Below are 16485 nucleotides of genomic sequence, written 5' to 3'. Positions count from 1 at the left end.
GGACGCCTTCGGGGTCGAGGCCGTTGACGGGTTCGTCGAGGACGAGGGTGGCGGGGTCGCCGAGCAGGGCGGTGGCGATGCCGAGGCGTTGGCCCATGCCGAGGGAGAAGCGGCCGACGCGGGTGCGGGCGGCGTCCTGCAGGCCGACGGTGTCGATGACCTCGTCGACGCGGCGGCGGGGGATGCCGGTGGTGGCGGCGAGGGCGAGCAGGTGGTTGCGGGCGCTGCGGCCGGTGTGGATGGCGCGGGCTTCGAGCATGGCGCCGACCTCGTGCAGGGGGGCGGGGTGGTCGGCGTAGCGGCGGCCGTTGACGGTGACCCGTCCGGAGGTGGGGGCGTCCAGTCCGAGGATCATCCGCATGGTGGTGGACTTGCCGGCACCGTTGGGGCCCAGGAACCCGGTCACCGCGCCCGGCCGCACGGTGAAACTCAGGTCGGAGACCGCAACACGCTCGCCGTAGCGCTTGGACAGGGCATGGGCTTCGATCATCGCAAGGGTCCTCGGACGACGGGCCGCCACGCGGCGGTTGGGCGCTCGCTGATGCGAGGTGCTCCCATCGTCCTTTTCCGCGGCCGGCCCGGCGACGGTCCACGGGCGGACCTTCGCGCGGCCGCGTGCGCCTGCGGGCGGACGGGGCGTACGACCGGCGTCGTACGGGGTCGGGCGCCGCACCCGCCCGGCACCCGTCCCGCCCGCAGCTCGTACGCAGAGGGGCCGCCGCCGTGGATGGTCCACAGCGGCGGCCCCTTCGCGTACGGGGACGCGCGCCCCGCGTCCTTCTTGCCGCGGGCGCGGGCGCTCAGTGCTGGGCGGGCGGCGGGGGCGGCGGGAAGCCGTACCCCTGCTGCGGGTCCTGCGGTGGCTGGCCCGGCTGCCCTGGTTGACCCGGCTGCGGCCAGCCCTGCTGCGGCTGCGGTGCCTGCGGCTGCGAGGACTCCGGCTGGAAGCCGGGCTGGGCAGGACCCTGCTGTGCCGGCGGGTACGGCTGCGGGGGTCCCTGCGGGGCGGCGCCGTACTGACCGGGCGGGATCTGCCCGGGCGGCATCGGCTGCGCACCGTAAGCACCGGGCTGCCCCGGTTGGCCCGGCTGCCCGTACGGGTCCGCGGGCTGGCCGTAGGGCCCCGGCTGTCCCGGCTGCGCGGGCTGTCCGGGCTGGCCCGGCGCCGGGTACGGCTGTGCTCCCCCGCCCGGCTGGCCGCCGTACGGTGCCGGGGGAGCGTACTGCGGCTGGCCGGGCTGGCCGGGCTGGCCGGGTTCCGGGCCCGGGTAGCCGGGCTGCCCCGGCATCGGCGGCGCCTGCACCGGCGGCGGGTTGCTGCCGTCCTGCGTCCACAGCCCCTGTGCCTGCTGGGCGCGGATGAAGTCCTCGGCGACCATGGCGGAGAGGTTGAAGTACGCCTCGCGGGTCTTGGGCCGCATCATGTCGAGGTCGACCTCGGCGCCTGCTGCCAGGTGCTCGTCGAACGGTACGACCAGGACGCCGCGGCAGCGGGTCTGGAAGTGCGCGACGATGTCGTCCACCTTGATCATCTTGCCGGTCTCGCGGACCCCGGAGATGACGGTGATGCTGCGCGCGACCAGTTCGGCGTAGCCGTGCGCGGAGAGCCAGTCGAGGGTGGTGCTGGCGCTGGACGCGCCGTCGACGGACGGTGTGGAGACGATGATGAGCTGGTCGGCCAGGTCGAGTACGCCGCGCATGGCGCTGTAGAGCAGGCCGGTGCCGGAGTCGGTGAGGATCACCGGGTACTGGCGGCCCAGGACGTCGATGGCCCGCCGGTAGTCCTCGTCGTTGAACGCCGTCGAGACCGCCGGGTCCACGTCGTTGGCGATGATCTCCAGGCCGGACGGTGCCTGCGAGGTGAAGCGGCGAATGTCCATGTAGCTGTTGAGGTAGGGGATCGCCTGGACCAGGTCGCGGATGGTCGCGCCGGTCTCGCGGCGCACGCGGCGGCCGAGCGTGCCCGCGTCGGGGTTGGCGTCGATCGCCAGGATCTTGTCCTGCCGCTCGGTGGCGAGGGTGGAACCCAGCGCGGTGGTGGTCGTCGTCTTGCCGACGCCGCCCTTGAGGCTGATGACGGCTATCCGGTAGCAGGAGAGCACCGGGGTGCGGATGAGGTCCAACTTCCGCTGCCGCTCGGCCTCCTCCTTCTTGCCGCCGAGCTTGAACCGGGACGGCTGCGCGTTCGCGCCGGGCTTCTTCGGCTTCGGCTGGTTGCGCAGCAGCCGGTCCGAGCTCAGCTCGACCGCCGCGGTGTAGCCGAGCGGCGCACCCCCTTGCGCGGTGCGTTGGCGCTGGTCGGGCGTCACGGTCGGCCAGCCACCGGCCCGCGGGTCGACGGGTCCGGCGGGCGCCGGGGGAGCGGCGGGCGCGGCCTCCTGGGCGCCCGGTTGGCCCGGCTGCCCGGGCTGACCCTGCTGCGGGAAGCCGTACGCGCCGTGCTGGGGGAGCGGCTGGAGCGAACCCGCGTCCTGCTGCTGTCCGGGCTGCCCCGGGAACCCGTAGCCGCCGTCGGTCCCGAACTGCTGGCCGAGCGGAGCCCCGGCCGGGAGCTGCGGCTGGCCAGGCGTTCCGGGCTGCCCGGGCTGCGGGTACTGCTGGTGCTGGGGCGGCTGCGGCTGCTGCTGAACCGGCGGTGGGGCCACCCCGGCGGGCGGCGCGGCCTGCTGCTGGGGCAGCCCGGTCGGCACCGGTGCCTGGACGGGAGCGTGCTGCTGCGGGACCTCCGCGGCCGGCAGCGCGGGTGCGTACGGCTGCGGTGGTTGGGGCGTGGGGGCGCCTTGTTGGGGGAAGCCGTATCCGGCTGGTCCGGGCTGGGGTGATCCTGGTTGTGGGGTGCCGGGTTGGGGCGGTTGTGGTGTCTGCGGTGCGGGGGCCACGCCTGGCGCCTGGGGGTACGGGTAACCCGTGGGGCCGGGCAACTCGGCTGCGGGGTGCGGTGGTTGGGGCGTGGGGGCGCCTTGTTGGGGGAAGGCGTATCCGGCTGGTCCGGGCTGGGGTGATGCTGGTTGTGGGGTGCCGGGTTGGGGCGGTTGTGGTGTCTGCGGTGCGGGGGCCACGCCTGGCGCCTGGGGGTGCGCGTAACCCGTCGGTCCGGGCAACTGCTCAACGGGCGGGGCCGCATGGGGTGCCGCGGGCGCGCTCGGGACCTGCGGGAAGGCGTATCCGCCCGGGCCCTGCGGCTGCGCGTCGGGCTGCCCGGCCGGGGGATAGCCGTATCCCGCCGGGATGACCGGCTGGCCGACCGGCGGCGGGAAGTCGGGGTCCCGCCGCTCGGTGGCCGGCGGCGCGACCGGCGGTGTGAAGGGCTGGGGGGACTGCGGCGGGGCCGCCGGTGCCTCGGGTGCGGCGGGTTCGTCGGCGCGCTGGAACTGCGGGGGCAGCGGCGGCACCGGGCCGCGCGGGGCGTCGGGCGTCCACGGCTTGGGATCGGTGGCGGGCGGTACGGGCAGCGGCGTCCATACTGGCGTGCGCTTCAGCGGCGCCGCGTCCTCGGACGCGGACCGCTGCTCGGCGGCCGGCCTGGCGTACTCGGGTTCGGCGTCCTCGGGCTCGGCGGCCTCCGGCTTGGCGTCCTGGGGTTCCGCTGCCTGCGCGGCCACCCGCTCCTGGGCCTCCCGCAGCATCGCCGCGGCCGAGAACCGGACCGTCGCGTCCCGGGCCGGGGCCGGCCGGGGCTCCTGCTCGGGCCGATCCGACGGCTCCTCGGCATCGGCGGCCGGCTTCGACAGCGGTACGCCCCGCGGCGGGGTGGAAGGCGCGTCGGGGTCGTCGGACCGCATCCACGACGGCTTGGCGTCCTGAGGTTCTTCCGCGGCGGCCTCGGCGGCGGGCGGCGGGACCGACGGCACGGACGACGCGGACCACGAGGGCTTCGCGTCCTCGGGTTCGGCCTTCGGCTCCTTCGTGGCCTCGGGTTCCCTGCTGGGGCGGGGGATGGAGGGGACGCCGGCCGCGGCCCAGGCGGGGTTGCCGGAAGAGGAGTCGGAGTTCGAGGGGCTGCTGCTGGGGCGGGGGATGGAGGGGACGCCGGCCGCGGCCCAGGCGGGGTTGCCGGCGGAGGAGTCGGAGTCGGAGTCCGAGGGGCTGCTGCTGGGGCGGGGGACCGACGGCACATCGGACGGCGACCACGCGGCCGGGCCGGAATCCGCCTCCGTACCACTGCCCTTGCTCCCGGCGTCACCCGAGTCGGCACCCTTGCCCGTCCGCAGGACGGTGCCGGAACCCGCGGCCGACACCGGGGCGCCGCCGATTCCGGGTACCGGCGGCAGCGAGGCCGCCGACCACGACGACGCGTCACCCGACCCCGCGCCGGAGCCGGGTGCGGGGTTCGGCTCCCAGACCGGTACCCGCGGCGCCGCGGCGCCGGCCCCTTCGCGCTCGGCCGCCCCGTCGGACCCGGCCGACTCGCTTGCCGCGTCGCGCTGTTCGGCACCCGGGGCGCGGTCGGTGCCGGTGGCGCTCCCGTCGCTGCCGGAGCCCGCGGCGCCCTCGGCGTCGGCGTCCGAGGACTCCTCGGCGTCGGCGCCGCTGTCGCTGCTGCTCTGCATGTACCAGGCCGGAGGGGTGAAGTCGTAGCGGTACTCACCGGTGATGTCCGAGACTCCGCCCCCGGAGTCGTCGACAGGGGCGGCCCCGCCCACGCGGTTGTCGTCCCGATCGCTGCTCACAATGCCTCCAGGTCTGCGTCGGGGAGTCACGCGTCACCGTCTCCCCACCCCGTTGCGCCGCCGGTCGCCTCTGCGCCCCGCGGCCGCGCCACTCTTGACGGACAGCCTAATAGCCGGTCGATGCCCGCCGTCAGGCCGTCCGGTACCCCTTTTCCGCTCCTTCCCGCCCGAATCGCCCCGGACACCTCGGGGCGGCGACGACCCCTGCGGACGCCCCCGATCGGCGCCCCACCCGTGCCCGGTTCGCCCCGGTCCCGCCCCGATCCGCCCGCGCCGCCACCGGGCCCGCCGCCCGCATTCCCCAACTCGTCTGCGGGCCAGCGGTGTTGGGCGGTGCGTCCCGTCCCGCGCGGTCGCGCTCCCACCACCCGCCGCCCCTCGACCGTGGCCGGGCCGACCCGCAGCTATACGATCGTTCCCATGCGTCCCGGGAGGATCATCTTTCTCAACGGCACATCCAGTTCGGGCAAATCCTGCCTCGCCCGCGAACTGCTGGCGATCCTCGACGGCGACCCCTGGTTCCACGTCCCGGTCGACGGCATCAACGCCATGCGGGCCGGCCGGGAGATCGCCCCCGACGCGATCGACGGAGTGCTCACCCGTACCCGGATGGGATTCCACCGCGCGGTGGCCGGCATGGCGGCCGCGGGCAACGACCTCGTCGTCGACCACGTGCTCAGCGAGCCCTGGCGGCTGGACGACTGCCTGACCGTCCTGGCCGGCGTCGAGGTCTTCCTGATCGGCGTGCACTGCCCGCTGCCCGAGCTGAAGCGCCGCGAGGGGGCGCGCAGCGACCGGCCGCAGGGCCTGGCCGCGTACCAGTACACCCGCGTGCACACCCACGGCCTGTACGACTTCGAGTGCGACACCGGCACCGCCTCGCCGCGCGCGTGCGCGGAGCTGGTCAAGGAGTACGTGGAGTCACGGATCGCCTGCGGCCGGCCGCCGGTCGCCTTCCGGCGGCTGCGTGCGGCCCGCGACGCCCGGGCCGCGCGGGCGGCCTGCGAAGCACCCGGCCCAGGGTGCGCACCCGGCCCCCTCCCCGGCCGGACCGTCCACGCGGCCGAGCCCGCCGCCGGCCCGAGGTGACCGGCCGGTAAGGCGGGTCGGCGCGCCCTGGTACCCTGGGTGACGGCCATGCGTGTGTGCGCACCGCGTGGCAGCGCCTTGCGAGTCATGTGAGATTCCCCCGCGATGCAGACCGGGGGCGCTCGAAGGCCGAAGACACCACGAGGAGTCCGTATGTCGCTCGACGTCGAGACGAAGAAGCAGATCATCGCCGAGTTCGGCACCAAGGAGGGCGACACCGGCTCCCCCGAGGTCCAGGTCGCGCTGCTGTCGCGCCGGATCTCGGACCTGACCGAGCACCTCAAGACCCACAAGCACGACCACCACAGCCGTCGTGGTCTGCTGATCCTGGTCGGCCAGCGCCGCCGCCTTCTGCAGTACCTGGCCAAGAAGGACATCACCCGCTTCCGCGAGCTTCGCGAGCGCCTCGGCATCCGTGCCGGTGCGGCGGGCGTCCGCTAGGAAGCCTTGAGGGAGCGGTCCCCGTCGAACGGGACCGCTCCCTTTTCCGTACAGCTTTCCGTACAACGGTTCCGAGGAGCCGTACAACGGTTCCGCTGCACCTGTCCACAGGCTGTGCACATGACGTGCGCGACCCTGCCGGTGTCTGGTGCAATGGGGCTGTTGACAACGAATGAGGAGGAGCGTCCTCCTATCCGCCGCATACGCCGGTCCTCGGTAGTGGCCCCCGGGTGGCAGCAGCCACCGGAGGCTTCGATCGAAGACCGGCCCCGGCTGGACGACGCGCCTCCACCGAAGGCCCGACAGGGACACGCCCTGCGGGCAAGGACGAGGAGAATCTTCATAGTGGAGAACGAGACCCACTACGCCGAAGCCGTGATCGACAACGGCACCTTCGGCACCCGTACCATCCGCTTCGAGACGGGCCGCCTGGCCCGCCAGGCCGCCGGCTCCGCCGTGGCCTACCTGGACGACGACACCATGGTGCTGTCGGCGACCAGCGCCTCGAAGCAGCCCAAGGAGCACTTCGACTTCTTCCCCCTCACGGTGGACGTCGAGGAGCGCATGTACGCGGCCGGCCGGATCCCCGGCTCCTTCTTCCGCCGCGAGGGCCGCCCGTCCGAGGACGCCATCCTCACCTGCCGGCTGATCGACCGCCCGCTGCGCCCGTCCTTCGTCAAGGGCCTGCGCAACGAGATCCAGGTCGTCTGCACGATCATGGCGCTCAACCCGGACCACCTGTACGACGTGATCGCCATCAACGCCGCCTCCTGCTCCACGCAGCTGGCCGGCCTGCCGTTCTCCGGCCCCATCGGCGGTGTCCGGGTCGCGCTGATCAAGAACCAGTGGGTGGCGTTCCCGACCCACACCGAGCTCGAAGAGGCCGTCTTCGACATGGTCGTCGCCGGCCGCGTGCTCGACGACGGCGACGTCGCGATCATGATGGTCGAGGCCGAGGCCACCCAGCACACCATCAAGCTGGTCGAGGGCGGTGTCGAGGCGCCGACCGAGGAGGTCGTCGCCGCCGGCCTGGAGGCCGCCAAGCCCTTCATCAAGGTGCTGTGCAAGGCCCAGTCCGAACTGGCCGGCAAGGCCGCCAAGCCCACCGGCGAGTTCCCGATCTTCCTGGACTACCAGGACGACGTGTTCGAGGCGCTGGAGTCCGCCGTCACCGGCGAGCTCGCGCAGGCGCTGACCATCGCCGGCAAGCAGGCCCGCGAGGCCGAGCTGGACCGCGTCAAGGGCCTGGCCGCCGAGAAGCTGCTGCCGCAGTTCGAGGGTCGCGAGAAGGAGATCTCCGCGGCCTACCGCGCGCTGACCAAGAAGCTGGTCCGCCAGCGCGTCATCCGCGACAAGGTCCGCATCGACGGCCGCGGCGTCACCGACATCCGCACCCTGGCCGCCGAGGTCGAGGCCATCCCGCGGGTGCACGGCTCGGCGCTGTTCGAGCGCGGTGAGACCCAGATCCTGGGCGTCACCACCCTCAACATGCTGCGCATGGAGCAGCAGCTCGACACGCTCGCGCCCGAGACGCGCAAGCGCTACATGCACAACTACAACTTCCCGCCGTACTCCGTCGGCGAGACCGGCCGCGTCGGCTCCCCCAAGCGCCGCGAGATCGGCCACGGCGCGCTCGCCGAGCGCGCGCTGATCCCGGTCCTGCCCACCCGCGAGGAGTTCCCCTACGCGATCCGGCAGGTCTCCGAGGCCCTGGGCTCCAACGGCTCCACCTCCATGGGTTCCGTCTGCGCCTCCACCATGTCGCTGCTGAACGCCGGTGTGCCGCTCAAGGCCCCCGTCGCCGGTATCGCCATGGGCCTCATCTCCCAGGAGATCGAGGGCGAGACGCACTACGTCGCGCTGACCGACATCCTCGGTGCCGAGGACGCGTTCGGCGACATGGACTTCAAGGTGGCCGGCACCAAGAAGTTCGTCACCGCCCTCCAGCTCGACACCAAGCTCGACGGCATCCCGGCGTCGGTGCTCGCCGCGGCCCTCAAGCAGGCCCGCGACGCGCGCCTGCACATCCTCGACGTGATGAACGAGGCCATCGACGTCCCCGACGAGATGTCCCCCAACGCGCCGCGGATCATCAGCATCAAGATCCCGGTGGACAAGATCGGCGAGGTCATCGGCCCCAAGGGCAAGATGATCAACCAGATCCAGGAGGACACCGGCGCCGACATCTCCATCGAGGACGACGGCACCGTCCTGATCGGCGCCACCGAGGGCTCCCAGGCCGAGGCGGCCCGCGCGGTGATCAACCAGATCGCCAACCCGACCATGCCCGAGGTCGGCGAGCGCTACCTCGGCACCGTCGTGAAGACCACCACCTTCGGTGCCTTCGTCTCCCTGATGCCCGGCAAGGACGGCCTGCTGCACATCTCGCAGATCCGCAAGCTCGCCGGCGGCAAGCGCGTGGAGAACGTCGAGGACGTCCTCGGCGTCGGCGCCAAGGTCCAGGTCGAGATCGCCGAGATCGACCAGCGCGGCAAGCTCTCCCTGATCCCGGTCGTCGAGGGCGAAGAGGACGAGAAGAAGGACGAGTCGGCCCAGTGACGACCCGCTCCACCGCAGTGACGGCCCGCCCCTCCACCAAGGGGCGGGCCGTCCGCACACGGACGCTGCTGCCCGGCACCGACGGCACCGGCACCGTGCGCCGCTCCGTGCTCCCCGGCGGCCTGCGCGTCGTCACCGAGACCCTGCCCACCGTGCGCTCGGCGACCTTCGGCATCTGGGCCGGCGTCGGCTCCCGCGACGAGACCCCGGTGCTCAACGGAGCCACCCACTACCTCGAACACCTGCTGTTCAAGGGCACCGAGCGGCGCAGCGCCCTCGACATCTCCGCGGCGATCGACGCCGTCGGCGGCGAGATGAACGCCTTCACCGCCAAGGAGTACACCTGCTACTACGCCAGGGTGCTCGACACCGACCTGCCGCTCGCCATCGACGTGGTCAGCGACATGCTCACCGGCTCCCTGATCCGCCAGGAGGACATCGACGCCGAGCGCGGCGTCGTCCTGGAGGAGATCGCCATGACCGAGGACGACCCCGGCGACCAGGTGCACGACCTGTTCACCACCGCCCTGCTCGGCGACTCCCCGCTCGGCCGCCCCGTCCTCGGCACCGTCGAGACCGTCAACGGCCTCACCCGCGACCAGGTCGCCCGCTTCTACCGCAAGCACTACGACCCCACCCGGCTCGTCGTCGCCGCCGCGGGCAACATCGACCACGCCACCGTCGTCCGCCAGGTCCGCCGCGCCTTCGAGCGGGCCGGCGCCCTCCGCGACCCCGACGCCGTGCCCCAGCCGCCCCGCGGTGGCAGCCGCACGATCCGCAGCGCCGGGCACGTCGAGATCCTCGACCGCCGCACCGAGCAGGCCCACGTCGTTCTCGGCATGCCGGCCCTGTCCCGCACCGACGAGCGCCGCTGGGCCCTCGGCGTGCTGAACACCGCACTCGGCGGCGGGATGAGCTCACGGCTCTTCCAGGAGGTCCGCGAGAAGCGCGGCCTGGCCTACTCCGTGTACTCCTACACCTCCTCCTACGCCGACTGCGGCATGTTCGGCGTCTACGCGGGCTGCCAGCCGCGCCGGCTGCCCGACGTCCTCAAGATCTGCCGCGACGAGCTGCACCACGTCGCCGAGCACGGCCTGAGCGACGAGGAACTGCGCCGCGCGATCGGCCAGCTCTCCGGATCGACCGTGCTGGGCCTGGAGGACACCGGCGCCCTGATGAACCGGATCGGCAAGAGCGAGCTGTGCTGGGGCGAGCAGCTCTCCGTCGACGACCTGCTGGCCCGGATCGCCGCGGTGACCCCGGCCGAGGTGCGCGAGGTGGCCCGCGATGTACTGGGACAGCGCCCCTCGCTGGCCGTCATAGGGCCGGTGAAGGACAAGCAGGCCGCCCGCCTGCACGAAGCGATCGCGTAGTCACGCGCCGACGTACGCGCGTCACACCCGCACCCCCTGCGGCGTGACCCTTACACCCGGAGGACTTCCCCACGATGAGCAAGCTGCGAGTGGCCGTCATCGGCGCGAAGGGCCGGATCGGCTCCGAGGCGGCCCGCTCCGTCGAGGCCGCCGACGACCTCGACCTCGTCGCCGCGATCGACCGCGACGACCCGCTCGAGACCCTGACCGAGGCGGGCACCCAGGTCGCCGTCGACCTCACCCACCCCGACGCCGTCCTGGGCAACCTGGAATTCTGCGTCGGCCACGGCATCCACGCGGTGGTCGGCACCACCGGCTGGACCACCGAGCGGCTGGCCACCCTGCGCGGATGGCTGGAAGCCGCACCCGGCACCGGCGCGCTCGTCGCCCCCAACTTCTCCATCGGCGCCGTGCTCACCATGCAGTTCGCCCAGCAGGCCGCCCGCTGGTTCGAGTCCGTCGAGGTCATCGAGCTGCACCACGACAACAAGGCCGACGCGCCCAGCGGCACCGCCACCCGTACCGCCCAGCTCATCGCCGCCGCCCGCACCGAAGCCGGCCGCCCCGCGCAGCACGACCCGACCACCCACGGGCTCGACGGCGCCCGCGGCGCCGACGTCGACGGCGTCCCCGTGCACTCCGTACGGCTGCGCGGCCTCCTCGCCCACCAGGAGGTCCTCTTCGGCGGCACCGGCGAGACCCTCACCATCCGGCACGACTCGCTGCACCACAGCAGCTTCATGCCGGGCATCCTGCTCGCGGTCCGCACCGTGCCGTCAGCGCCCGGCCTCACGTACGGCCTGGAGCACTTCCTGACCGACGGGCCCGCCGCGGCGGACGGCTCGCCCACCGGGCCCCGAGGAGCCTGAACCCCATGCGCGCCAAGCTCAGCTACACCGTCTCCGCGGTCGTCCTCGTCTTCTACTTCGTGCTGGTCGGCGACCGCGGGGTGCTGCTGATCGCCGACGGCCGGCCGGTCACCGTCGCCTTCGGCATCGCGGTCCTGGTCCTGCCCCTGATCGGCGCGTGGTTTCTGTGGCACACCACGCAGTTCGCCCGCCACGCCGGACGCCTCGGCCGCGAACTCGAGGCCGAGGGCGGCCTCCCCGTCGACGAACTGGCCCGCACCCCCAGCGGCCGCATCGACCGCGCGTCCGCCGACGTGGTCTTCGCCAAGCGCCAAGCCGAGACCGAGGCCGCCCCCGACGACTGGCGGAACTGGTTCCGCCTCGCCGTCGCCTACTTCGACGCCCGCGACACCCCCCGCGCCCGCAAGGCCATGCAGCGCGCGATCCGCCTCCACGACGCCCCGCCCCGCACCACCGACGGTGAGAAGCCCCGCACCGACGGGGAGAAGGGGACCGTGACGAGCGACGCCGGCTGACCGGTCCTGCTGGCCAGGGAACCCGCGCCCGGCCACCCACCAGGCAGTCCTGCGGGGGCCTCAGCGCAGTTCGAGGGACCAGCCCTCGATCGCGTCCGCGGCGATGTCGAACGCCTCGGCCCGCCCGAGGAAGTCCGCGTTGTGGTCGGTCATCAGGGGCCGCAGCGTCGACCCGCGCCGCGAGATCAACAGCGCCTGACCCTGCACGCTGCGCGGCAGCCCCAGCACCCGCACGGGCTGCTGGGCGGTCCGCACCGAGGTTACCTGCTGCCAGGACACCGTCACCGTGCCGAAGTACCCCACTTGCCGCAGGCCCTTCCCGCTGAGCCACACGCCCATCCGCAGCAGTCGCAGCGTGGCCGCGATCACCACCACCGCGCACACCACCAGCACCCCGGCACCCTGCACGCTCTTGGCGGCGGCCATGATCAGCGCGGCGAACAGCAGGTAGGCCGAGAGCATCAGTGCCAGCGCGGCGACTCCGACCCGCCACGGCCCGGGGCGGTACGGCCGCATCCAGCGGTCCTGCACGTCGTGGGGCAGCGGACGGCCGCTCGCGTACTCGTCGTCGACGGTGGCTGCGGAACGGAAGGGCAAGGACACGCGGAGGATCCTCTTCGGCTTCTGTCAGGTGCGGGGGCTATGACCGGTGAGGTTATCCGGCCCGGCCACCCCGGCCAAGCGCCGGGTCCGCACCAGTGCCTGCGGCTGCCTGTCGGACCCACCCCATAAGCTGAGCGGCGCACAACAGACAACAGGAAGGACCCGCCGGTGTCCACCGACCCGCCCTCCACCGAGGCCGCCGCCCCCGTCCGTTTCCGCGAGGACGTCACGGTCGACCTCGTCAAGCACAGCGCGTCCGACTCCGACGTCCTGTGGGCGGCCCGCGTCTCCACGGCGGGTGAGCAGTCCCTCGAAGAGCTGACCAAGGACCCCGACCGCTCCAAGGGCCTGATCAACTTCCTCATCCGGGACCGCCACGGCAGTCCTTTCGAGCACAACTCGATGACCTTCTTCATCAGCGCCCCGATCTTCGTCTTCCGCGAATTTATGCGCCACAGAGCTGGATGGTCATACAACGAGGAGTCCGGGAGGTACCGCGAGCTGCAGCCGGTGTTCTACCTGCCGGGCGCGGAGCGCAAGCTGGTGCAGCAGGGGCGCCCGGGGAAGTACGAGTTCGTGCAGGGGACCGACGAGCAGCGGCAGGCGGCGCTCGCCGTGATGGCGGAGTCGTACGAGCGGTCGTATGCGGCTTACCAGGAGATGCTCGCGGCCGGGGTGGCCCGGGAGGTGGCGAGGGCGACGCTGCCGGTGGGGCTGTTCTCCTCGATGTACGCGACCTGCAACGCGCGGTCGCTGATGCACTTCCTCGGGTTGCGCACCCAGCACGAACTCGCCCGGATCCCGTCCTTCCCGCAGCGGGAGATCGAGATGGTCGGGGAGCAGATGGAGGCCCACTGGGCGAAGCTGATGCCCCTGACACACGCGGCTTTCAACGCGAATGGCCGAGTGGCTCCGTAGAAAATGTCCGAAGTGTTCGGATTGCAGGCATTCGCGAAGTTCCTCTAGGCTGCGAAAACGGACTCCGGTGCTGCCTGAACCCCCGAGCAGGCAGCGCTGGAGTCCTCTTCCGGGGGCCCGCCGTCCACAGCCGCAGGTCCCGCCGCTGCGCAGCCGCACACACACCCAGTAACGTGGGACGCATGGCTCCGACATCCACCCCCGCCGCCCCCTTCGGGCGGGTGCTGACCGCGATGGTCACGCCGTTCACCGCCGAAGGCGCGCTCGACGTCGACGGCGCGCAACGGCTCGCCGCCCACCTCGTGGACCAGGGCAACGACGGCCTCGTCGTCAACGGCACCACGGGAGAGTCGCCCACCACCAGCGACGACGAGAAGGACCGGCTGGTCCGCGCGGTGCTCGAAGCCGTCGGCGACCGGGCCCACGTGATCGCCGGAGTCGGGACCAACGACACGGGGCACAGCGTCACCCTCGCCCGCCAGGCCGAGCGCTCCGGCGCCCACGGCCTGCTCACGGTCACGCCGTACTACAGCAAGCCGCCGCAGGAGGGGCTGTACCGGCACTTCACCGCCATCGCCGACGCCACCGGCCTGCCGGTCATGCTCTACGACATCCCAGGCCGCAGTGGCGTCGCGATCGACACCGAGACGCTGGTCCGGCTCGGCGACCACCCCAGGATCGTCGCGAACAAGGACGCCAAGGGCGACCTCGGCGCGTCGAGCTGGGTGATCGCCCGCAGCGACCTCGCCTGGTACTCGGGCGACGACATGCTCAACCTGCCGCTGCTGTCCATCGGCGCGGTCGGCTTCGTCTCGGTCGTCGGCCACCTCGTCACCCCCGAGCTGCGGGCCATGCTCGACGCGTACACCAGCAGCGACGTCACCAAGGCCACCGAGATCCACCAGCGCCTGCTGCCCGTCTTCACCGGCATGTTCCGCGCCCAGGGCGTCATCACCACCAAGACCGCCCTCGCGCTGCGCGGACTGCCCGCAGGCCCGCTCCGGCTTCCCCTCGTCGCCCTCGGCGAGCGCGAGACCGAGCAGCTCAGGAACGATCTCGCCGCCGGCGGGGTACACCTCTGAGCACCATGGAACTCGCGAGAGTCCACCAGACTTCACAACTGAATACAGCAGTATTCCGCGAACTCCGCCGCAGGCGGGGGGAGCGCGAGTGCACCACGCATACGTCGGAAAAGAATTCCGCACCCGACACACCTATCGAACCTGAACAGTGTCGCGCCGACCACGGCCCCCACGAGGGACCCTCTGGCGTGCGCGGTAAGGAGAAACCCTTTGAGTCATCCGCACCCTGAACTCGGTCCCCCGCCGGCTCTCGCCGAGGGCGGTCTGCGCATCACGCCGCTCGGCGGCCTGGGCGAGATCGGCCGCAACATGACCGTCTTCGAATACGCCGGCCGGCTGCTGATCGTCGACTGCGGCGTCCTCTTCCCCGAGGAGGAGCAGCCTGGTGTCGACCTGATCCTGCCGGACTTCAGTTCCATCCGTGACCGACTGGACGACGTCGTCGGGGTCGTCCTCACCCACGGGCACGAAGACCACATCGGCGCCGTCCCGTTCCTCCTGCGCGAGAAGGAGGACATCCCGCTGATCGGCTCCAAGCTCACCCTCGCCCTGGTCGAGGCCAAGCTCCAGGAGCACCGGATCCGCCCCTACGCACTCGAGGTCAAGGAAGGCGACCGGGAGCGGATCGGTCCCTTCGACTGCGAGTTCGTCGCGGTCAACCACTCCATCCCCGACGCGCTCGCCGTCGCCATCCGCACCCCGGCGGGGAACGTCGTGGTCACCGGCGACTTCAAGATGGACCAGCTGCCGCTGGACGGGCGCCTCACCGACCTGCCGACCTTCGCCCGGCTGGGCGAGGAGGGCATCGACCTGCTCCTCGCCGACTCCACCAACGCCGAGGTCCCCGGCTTCGTGCCGCCCGAGCGGGACATCTCGCAGGTACTGCGGCAGACCTTCGCCAAGGCGGAGAAGCGGATCATCGTGGCCAGCTTCGCCAGCCACGTCCACCGGATCCAGCAGGTGCTCGACGCCGCCCACGAGCGCCGCCGCAAGGTCGCCTTCGTCGGCCGCTCCATGGTCAGGAACATGGGCATCGCCCGCGACCTGGGGTACCTCAAGGTGCCGAGCGGGCTCGTCGTCGACGTCAAGGTGCTCGACGACCTCCCCGACGAGCAGGTCGTCCTCGTCTGCACCGGCTCCCAGGGCGAGCCCATGGCAGCCCTCTCCCGGATGGCCAACCGCGACCACCAGATCCGCATCGTCGAGGGTGACACCGTGGTCCTCGCGTCGTCGCTCATCCCCGGGAACGAGAACGCGGTGTACCGCGTCATCAACGGGCTGACCCGGTGGGGCGCCAACGTCGTCCACAAGGGCAACGCGAAGGTGCACGTCTCCGGCCACGCCTCGGCCGGTGAACTCCTGTACTTCTACAACATCTGCAAGCCGCGCAACCTGATGCCGATCCACGGTGAATGGCGTCATCTGCGGGCCAACGCCGACCTCGGCATGCTGACCGGCATTCCCAAGGACCGCACCGTCATCGCCGAGGACGGCGTTGCCGTCGACCTCGTCAACGGCAAGGCGAGGATCGCGGGCAAGGTTCAGGCCGGCTACGTGTACGTCGACGGCCTGTCGGTCGGCGACATCACCGAGTCGTCCCTCAAGGACCGTCGCATCCTGGGCGAGGAGGGCATCGTCTCCGTCTTCGTCGTGGTCGACAGCAGTACCGGAAAGATCGTCGGCGGCCCGAACATCCATGCCAGGGGCTCCGGTATCGACGACGACGCCTTCGCCGCGGTGATCCCCAAGATCGAGGAGGGGCTGTCCCGTTCGGCCTCGGACGGTGTGCTGGAGACCCGCCAGATCCAGCAGCTCATCCGCCGCACGGTCGGCAAGTGGGTCTCCGACACCTACCGTCGGCGTCCGATGATCCTCCCGGTGGTCGTGGAGGTCTGACCCACCGTCAACAACGCTGCGGGCAACGGGCGGCCGGATTTGCATCCGGCCGCCCGTTGCCGTACGTTGGCACAACCGCCTCGACGAGACCTGCGGAAACGTGTGTTTCGAAAAGGGGTTGGTAATTCCGACCGGAAAGCATCTGCTAAGGTTGGAACACAACGAAGGGAAAGCCCGGAGGGGCCCGGAAGGGCAGCCGATGGCAGCTTCCGTTTCTTGAGAACTCAACAGCGTGCCAAAAGTCAACGCCAGATATGTTGATACCCCGTCCGGTTCGGTTTTCCGATCGGGATGTGGTTCCTTTGAAAAAGTCCTTTCCTGCCCGTTGGGGTGGGGGAGGCGACACAGCGAGGACGCTGTGCACCCGGGGATTATTCCTCCTCGTGGTGCCGCTCTTGCGTGTGTTTTCTTTCGAGAAAGCATTCACGGAGAGTTTGATCCTGGCTCAGGACGAACGCTGGCGGCGTGCT

General features: G+C 71.8%; 12 protein-coding genes. 9 read left to right on the top strand and 3 right to left on the bottom strand.

Translation table 11 applies throughout. The features are described 5' to 3' along the window. Together C4U44_RS40780 and C4U44_RS40775 are read right to left on the bottom strand one after the other, a co-directional pair. The coding region (locus C4U44_RS40780; protein WP_146088469.1) for an ATP-binding cassette domain-containing protein at positions 1–490 on the bottom strand (490 nt) is incomplete at its 3' end. 310 nt (positions 491–800) lie between these two features. Continuing rightward, positions 801–4670, bottom strand: coding sequence for an SCO5717 family growth-regulating ATPase (locus C4U44_RS40775; protein ID WP_235032723.1), 3870 nt, complete (start codon positions 4668–4670; stop codon positions 801–803). A 420-nt stretch (positions 4671–5090) separates the two neighbouring features. On the opposite strand from C4U44_RS40775, the gene C4U44_RS40770 reads away from it, so the two are divergent. The 6 genes from C4U44_RS40770 to C4U44_RS40745 all read left to right on the top strand — a co-directional run bounded on the left by C4U44_RS40770 (position 5091) and on the right by C4U44_RS40745 (position 11516). Further along, positions 5091–5759 (top strand): chloramphenicol phosphotransferase CPT family protein, encoded by a 669-nt coding sequence (locus C4U44_RS40770; RefSeq protein ID WP_146088468.1) that lies wholly within the window; start codon positions 5091–5093, stop codon positions 5757–5759. 153 nt (positions 5760–5912) lie between these two features. Continuing rightward, on the top strand, positions 5913–6200 hold the full coding sequence (rpsO, locus tag C4U44_RS40765) for a 30S ribosomal protein S15 (protein WP_033173003.1): 288 nt from the start codon (positions 5913–5915) through the stop codon (positions 6198–6200). Between the two features lie 345 nt (positions 6201–6545). Then, complete coding sequence (locus C4U44_RS40760) at positions 6546–8759, top strand: polyribonucleotide nucleotidyltransferase (protein ID WP_103891189.1); 2214 nt, start codon at positions 6546–6548, stop codon at positions 8757–8759. Continuing rightward, on the top strand, positions 8756–10132 hold the full coding sequence (locus C4U44_RS40755; protein WP_103891188.1) for a M16 family metallopeptidase: 1377 nt from the start codon (positions 8756–8758) through the stop codon (positions 10130–10132). The genes C4U44_RS40760 and C4U44_RS40755 overlap by 4 nt, the downstream gene beginning before the upstream one ends. A 74-nt stretch (positions 10133–10206) precedes the next feature. Continuing rightward, on the top strand, positions 10207–11001 hold the full coding sequence (dapB, locus tag C4U44_RS40750; RefSeq protein WP_103891187.1) for a 4-hydroxy-tetrahydrodipicolinate reductase: 795 nt from the start codon (positions 10207–10209) through the stop codon (positions 10999–11001). A 5-nt stretch (positions 11002–11006) separates the two neighbouring features. Then, positions 11007–11516: a tetratricopeptide repeat protein gene (locus C4U44_RS40745; protein ID WP_235032722.1), complete on the top strand. Its 510-nt coding sequence runs from the start codon at positions 11007–11009 to the stop codon at positions 11514–11516. A gap of 60 nt (positions 11517–11576) precedes the next feature. Here the strand turns inward: C4U44_RS40745 and C4U44_RS40740 are convergent, their stop codons facing one another. Further along, positions 11577–12119, bottom strand: a complete 543-nt coding sequence (locus C4U44_RS40740; RefSeq protein WP_103891186.1) for a hypothetical protein — start codon at positions 12117–12119, stop codon at positions 11577–11579. Between the two features lie 168 nt (positions 12120–12287). Here C4U44_RS40740 and thyX point away from each other — a divergent pair, with 168 nt between their 5' ends. From thyX to C4U44_RS40725, 3 genes are all read left to right on the top strand, one after another. Then, positions 12288–13037, top strand: a complete 750-nt coding sequence (gene thyX / locus C4U44_RS40735; protein WP_103891185.1) for an FAD-dependent thymidylate synthase — start codon at positions 12288–12290, stop codon at positions 13035–13037. A gap of 182 nt (positions 13038–13219) precedes the next feature. Beyond that, entirely contained in the window at positions 13220–14119 is a 900-nt protein-coding gene (gene dapA, locus C4U44_RS40730; protein WP_103891184.1) for a 4-hydroxy-tetrahydrodipicolinate synthase, read from the top strand. A 210-nt stretch (positions 14120–14329) separates the two neighbouring features. Next, positions 14330–16015 (top strand): ribonuclease J, encoded by a 1686-nt coding sequence (locus tag C4U44_RS40725; protein WP_103891183.1) that lies wholly within the window; start codon positions 14330–14332, stop codon positions 16013–16015. Positions 16016–16485 lie beyond the last annotated feature (470 nt).

It is taken from the genome of Actinacidiphila yanglinensis, assembly GCF_900107965.1.
Lineage (GTDB): Bacteria > Actinomycetota > Actinomycetes > Streptomycetales > Streptomycetaceae > Actinacidiphila > Actinacidiphila yanglinensis.
This window is presented reverse-complemented; position numbering and strand designations above follow the sequence as displayed.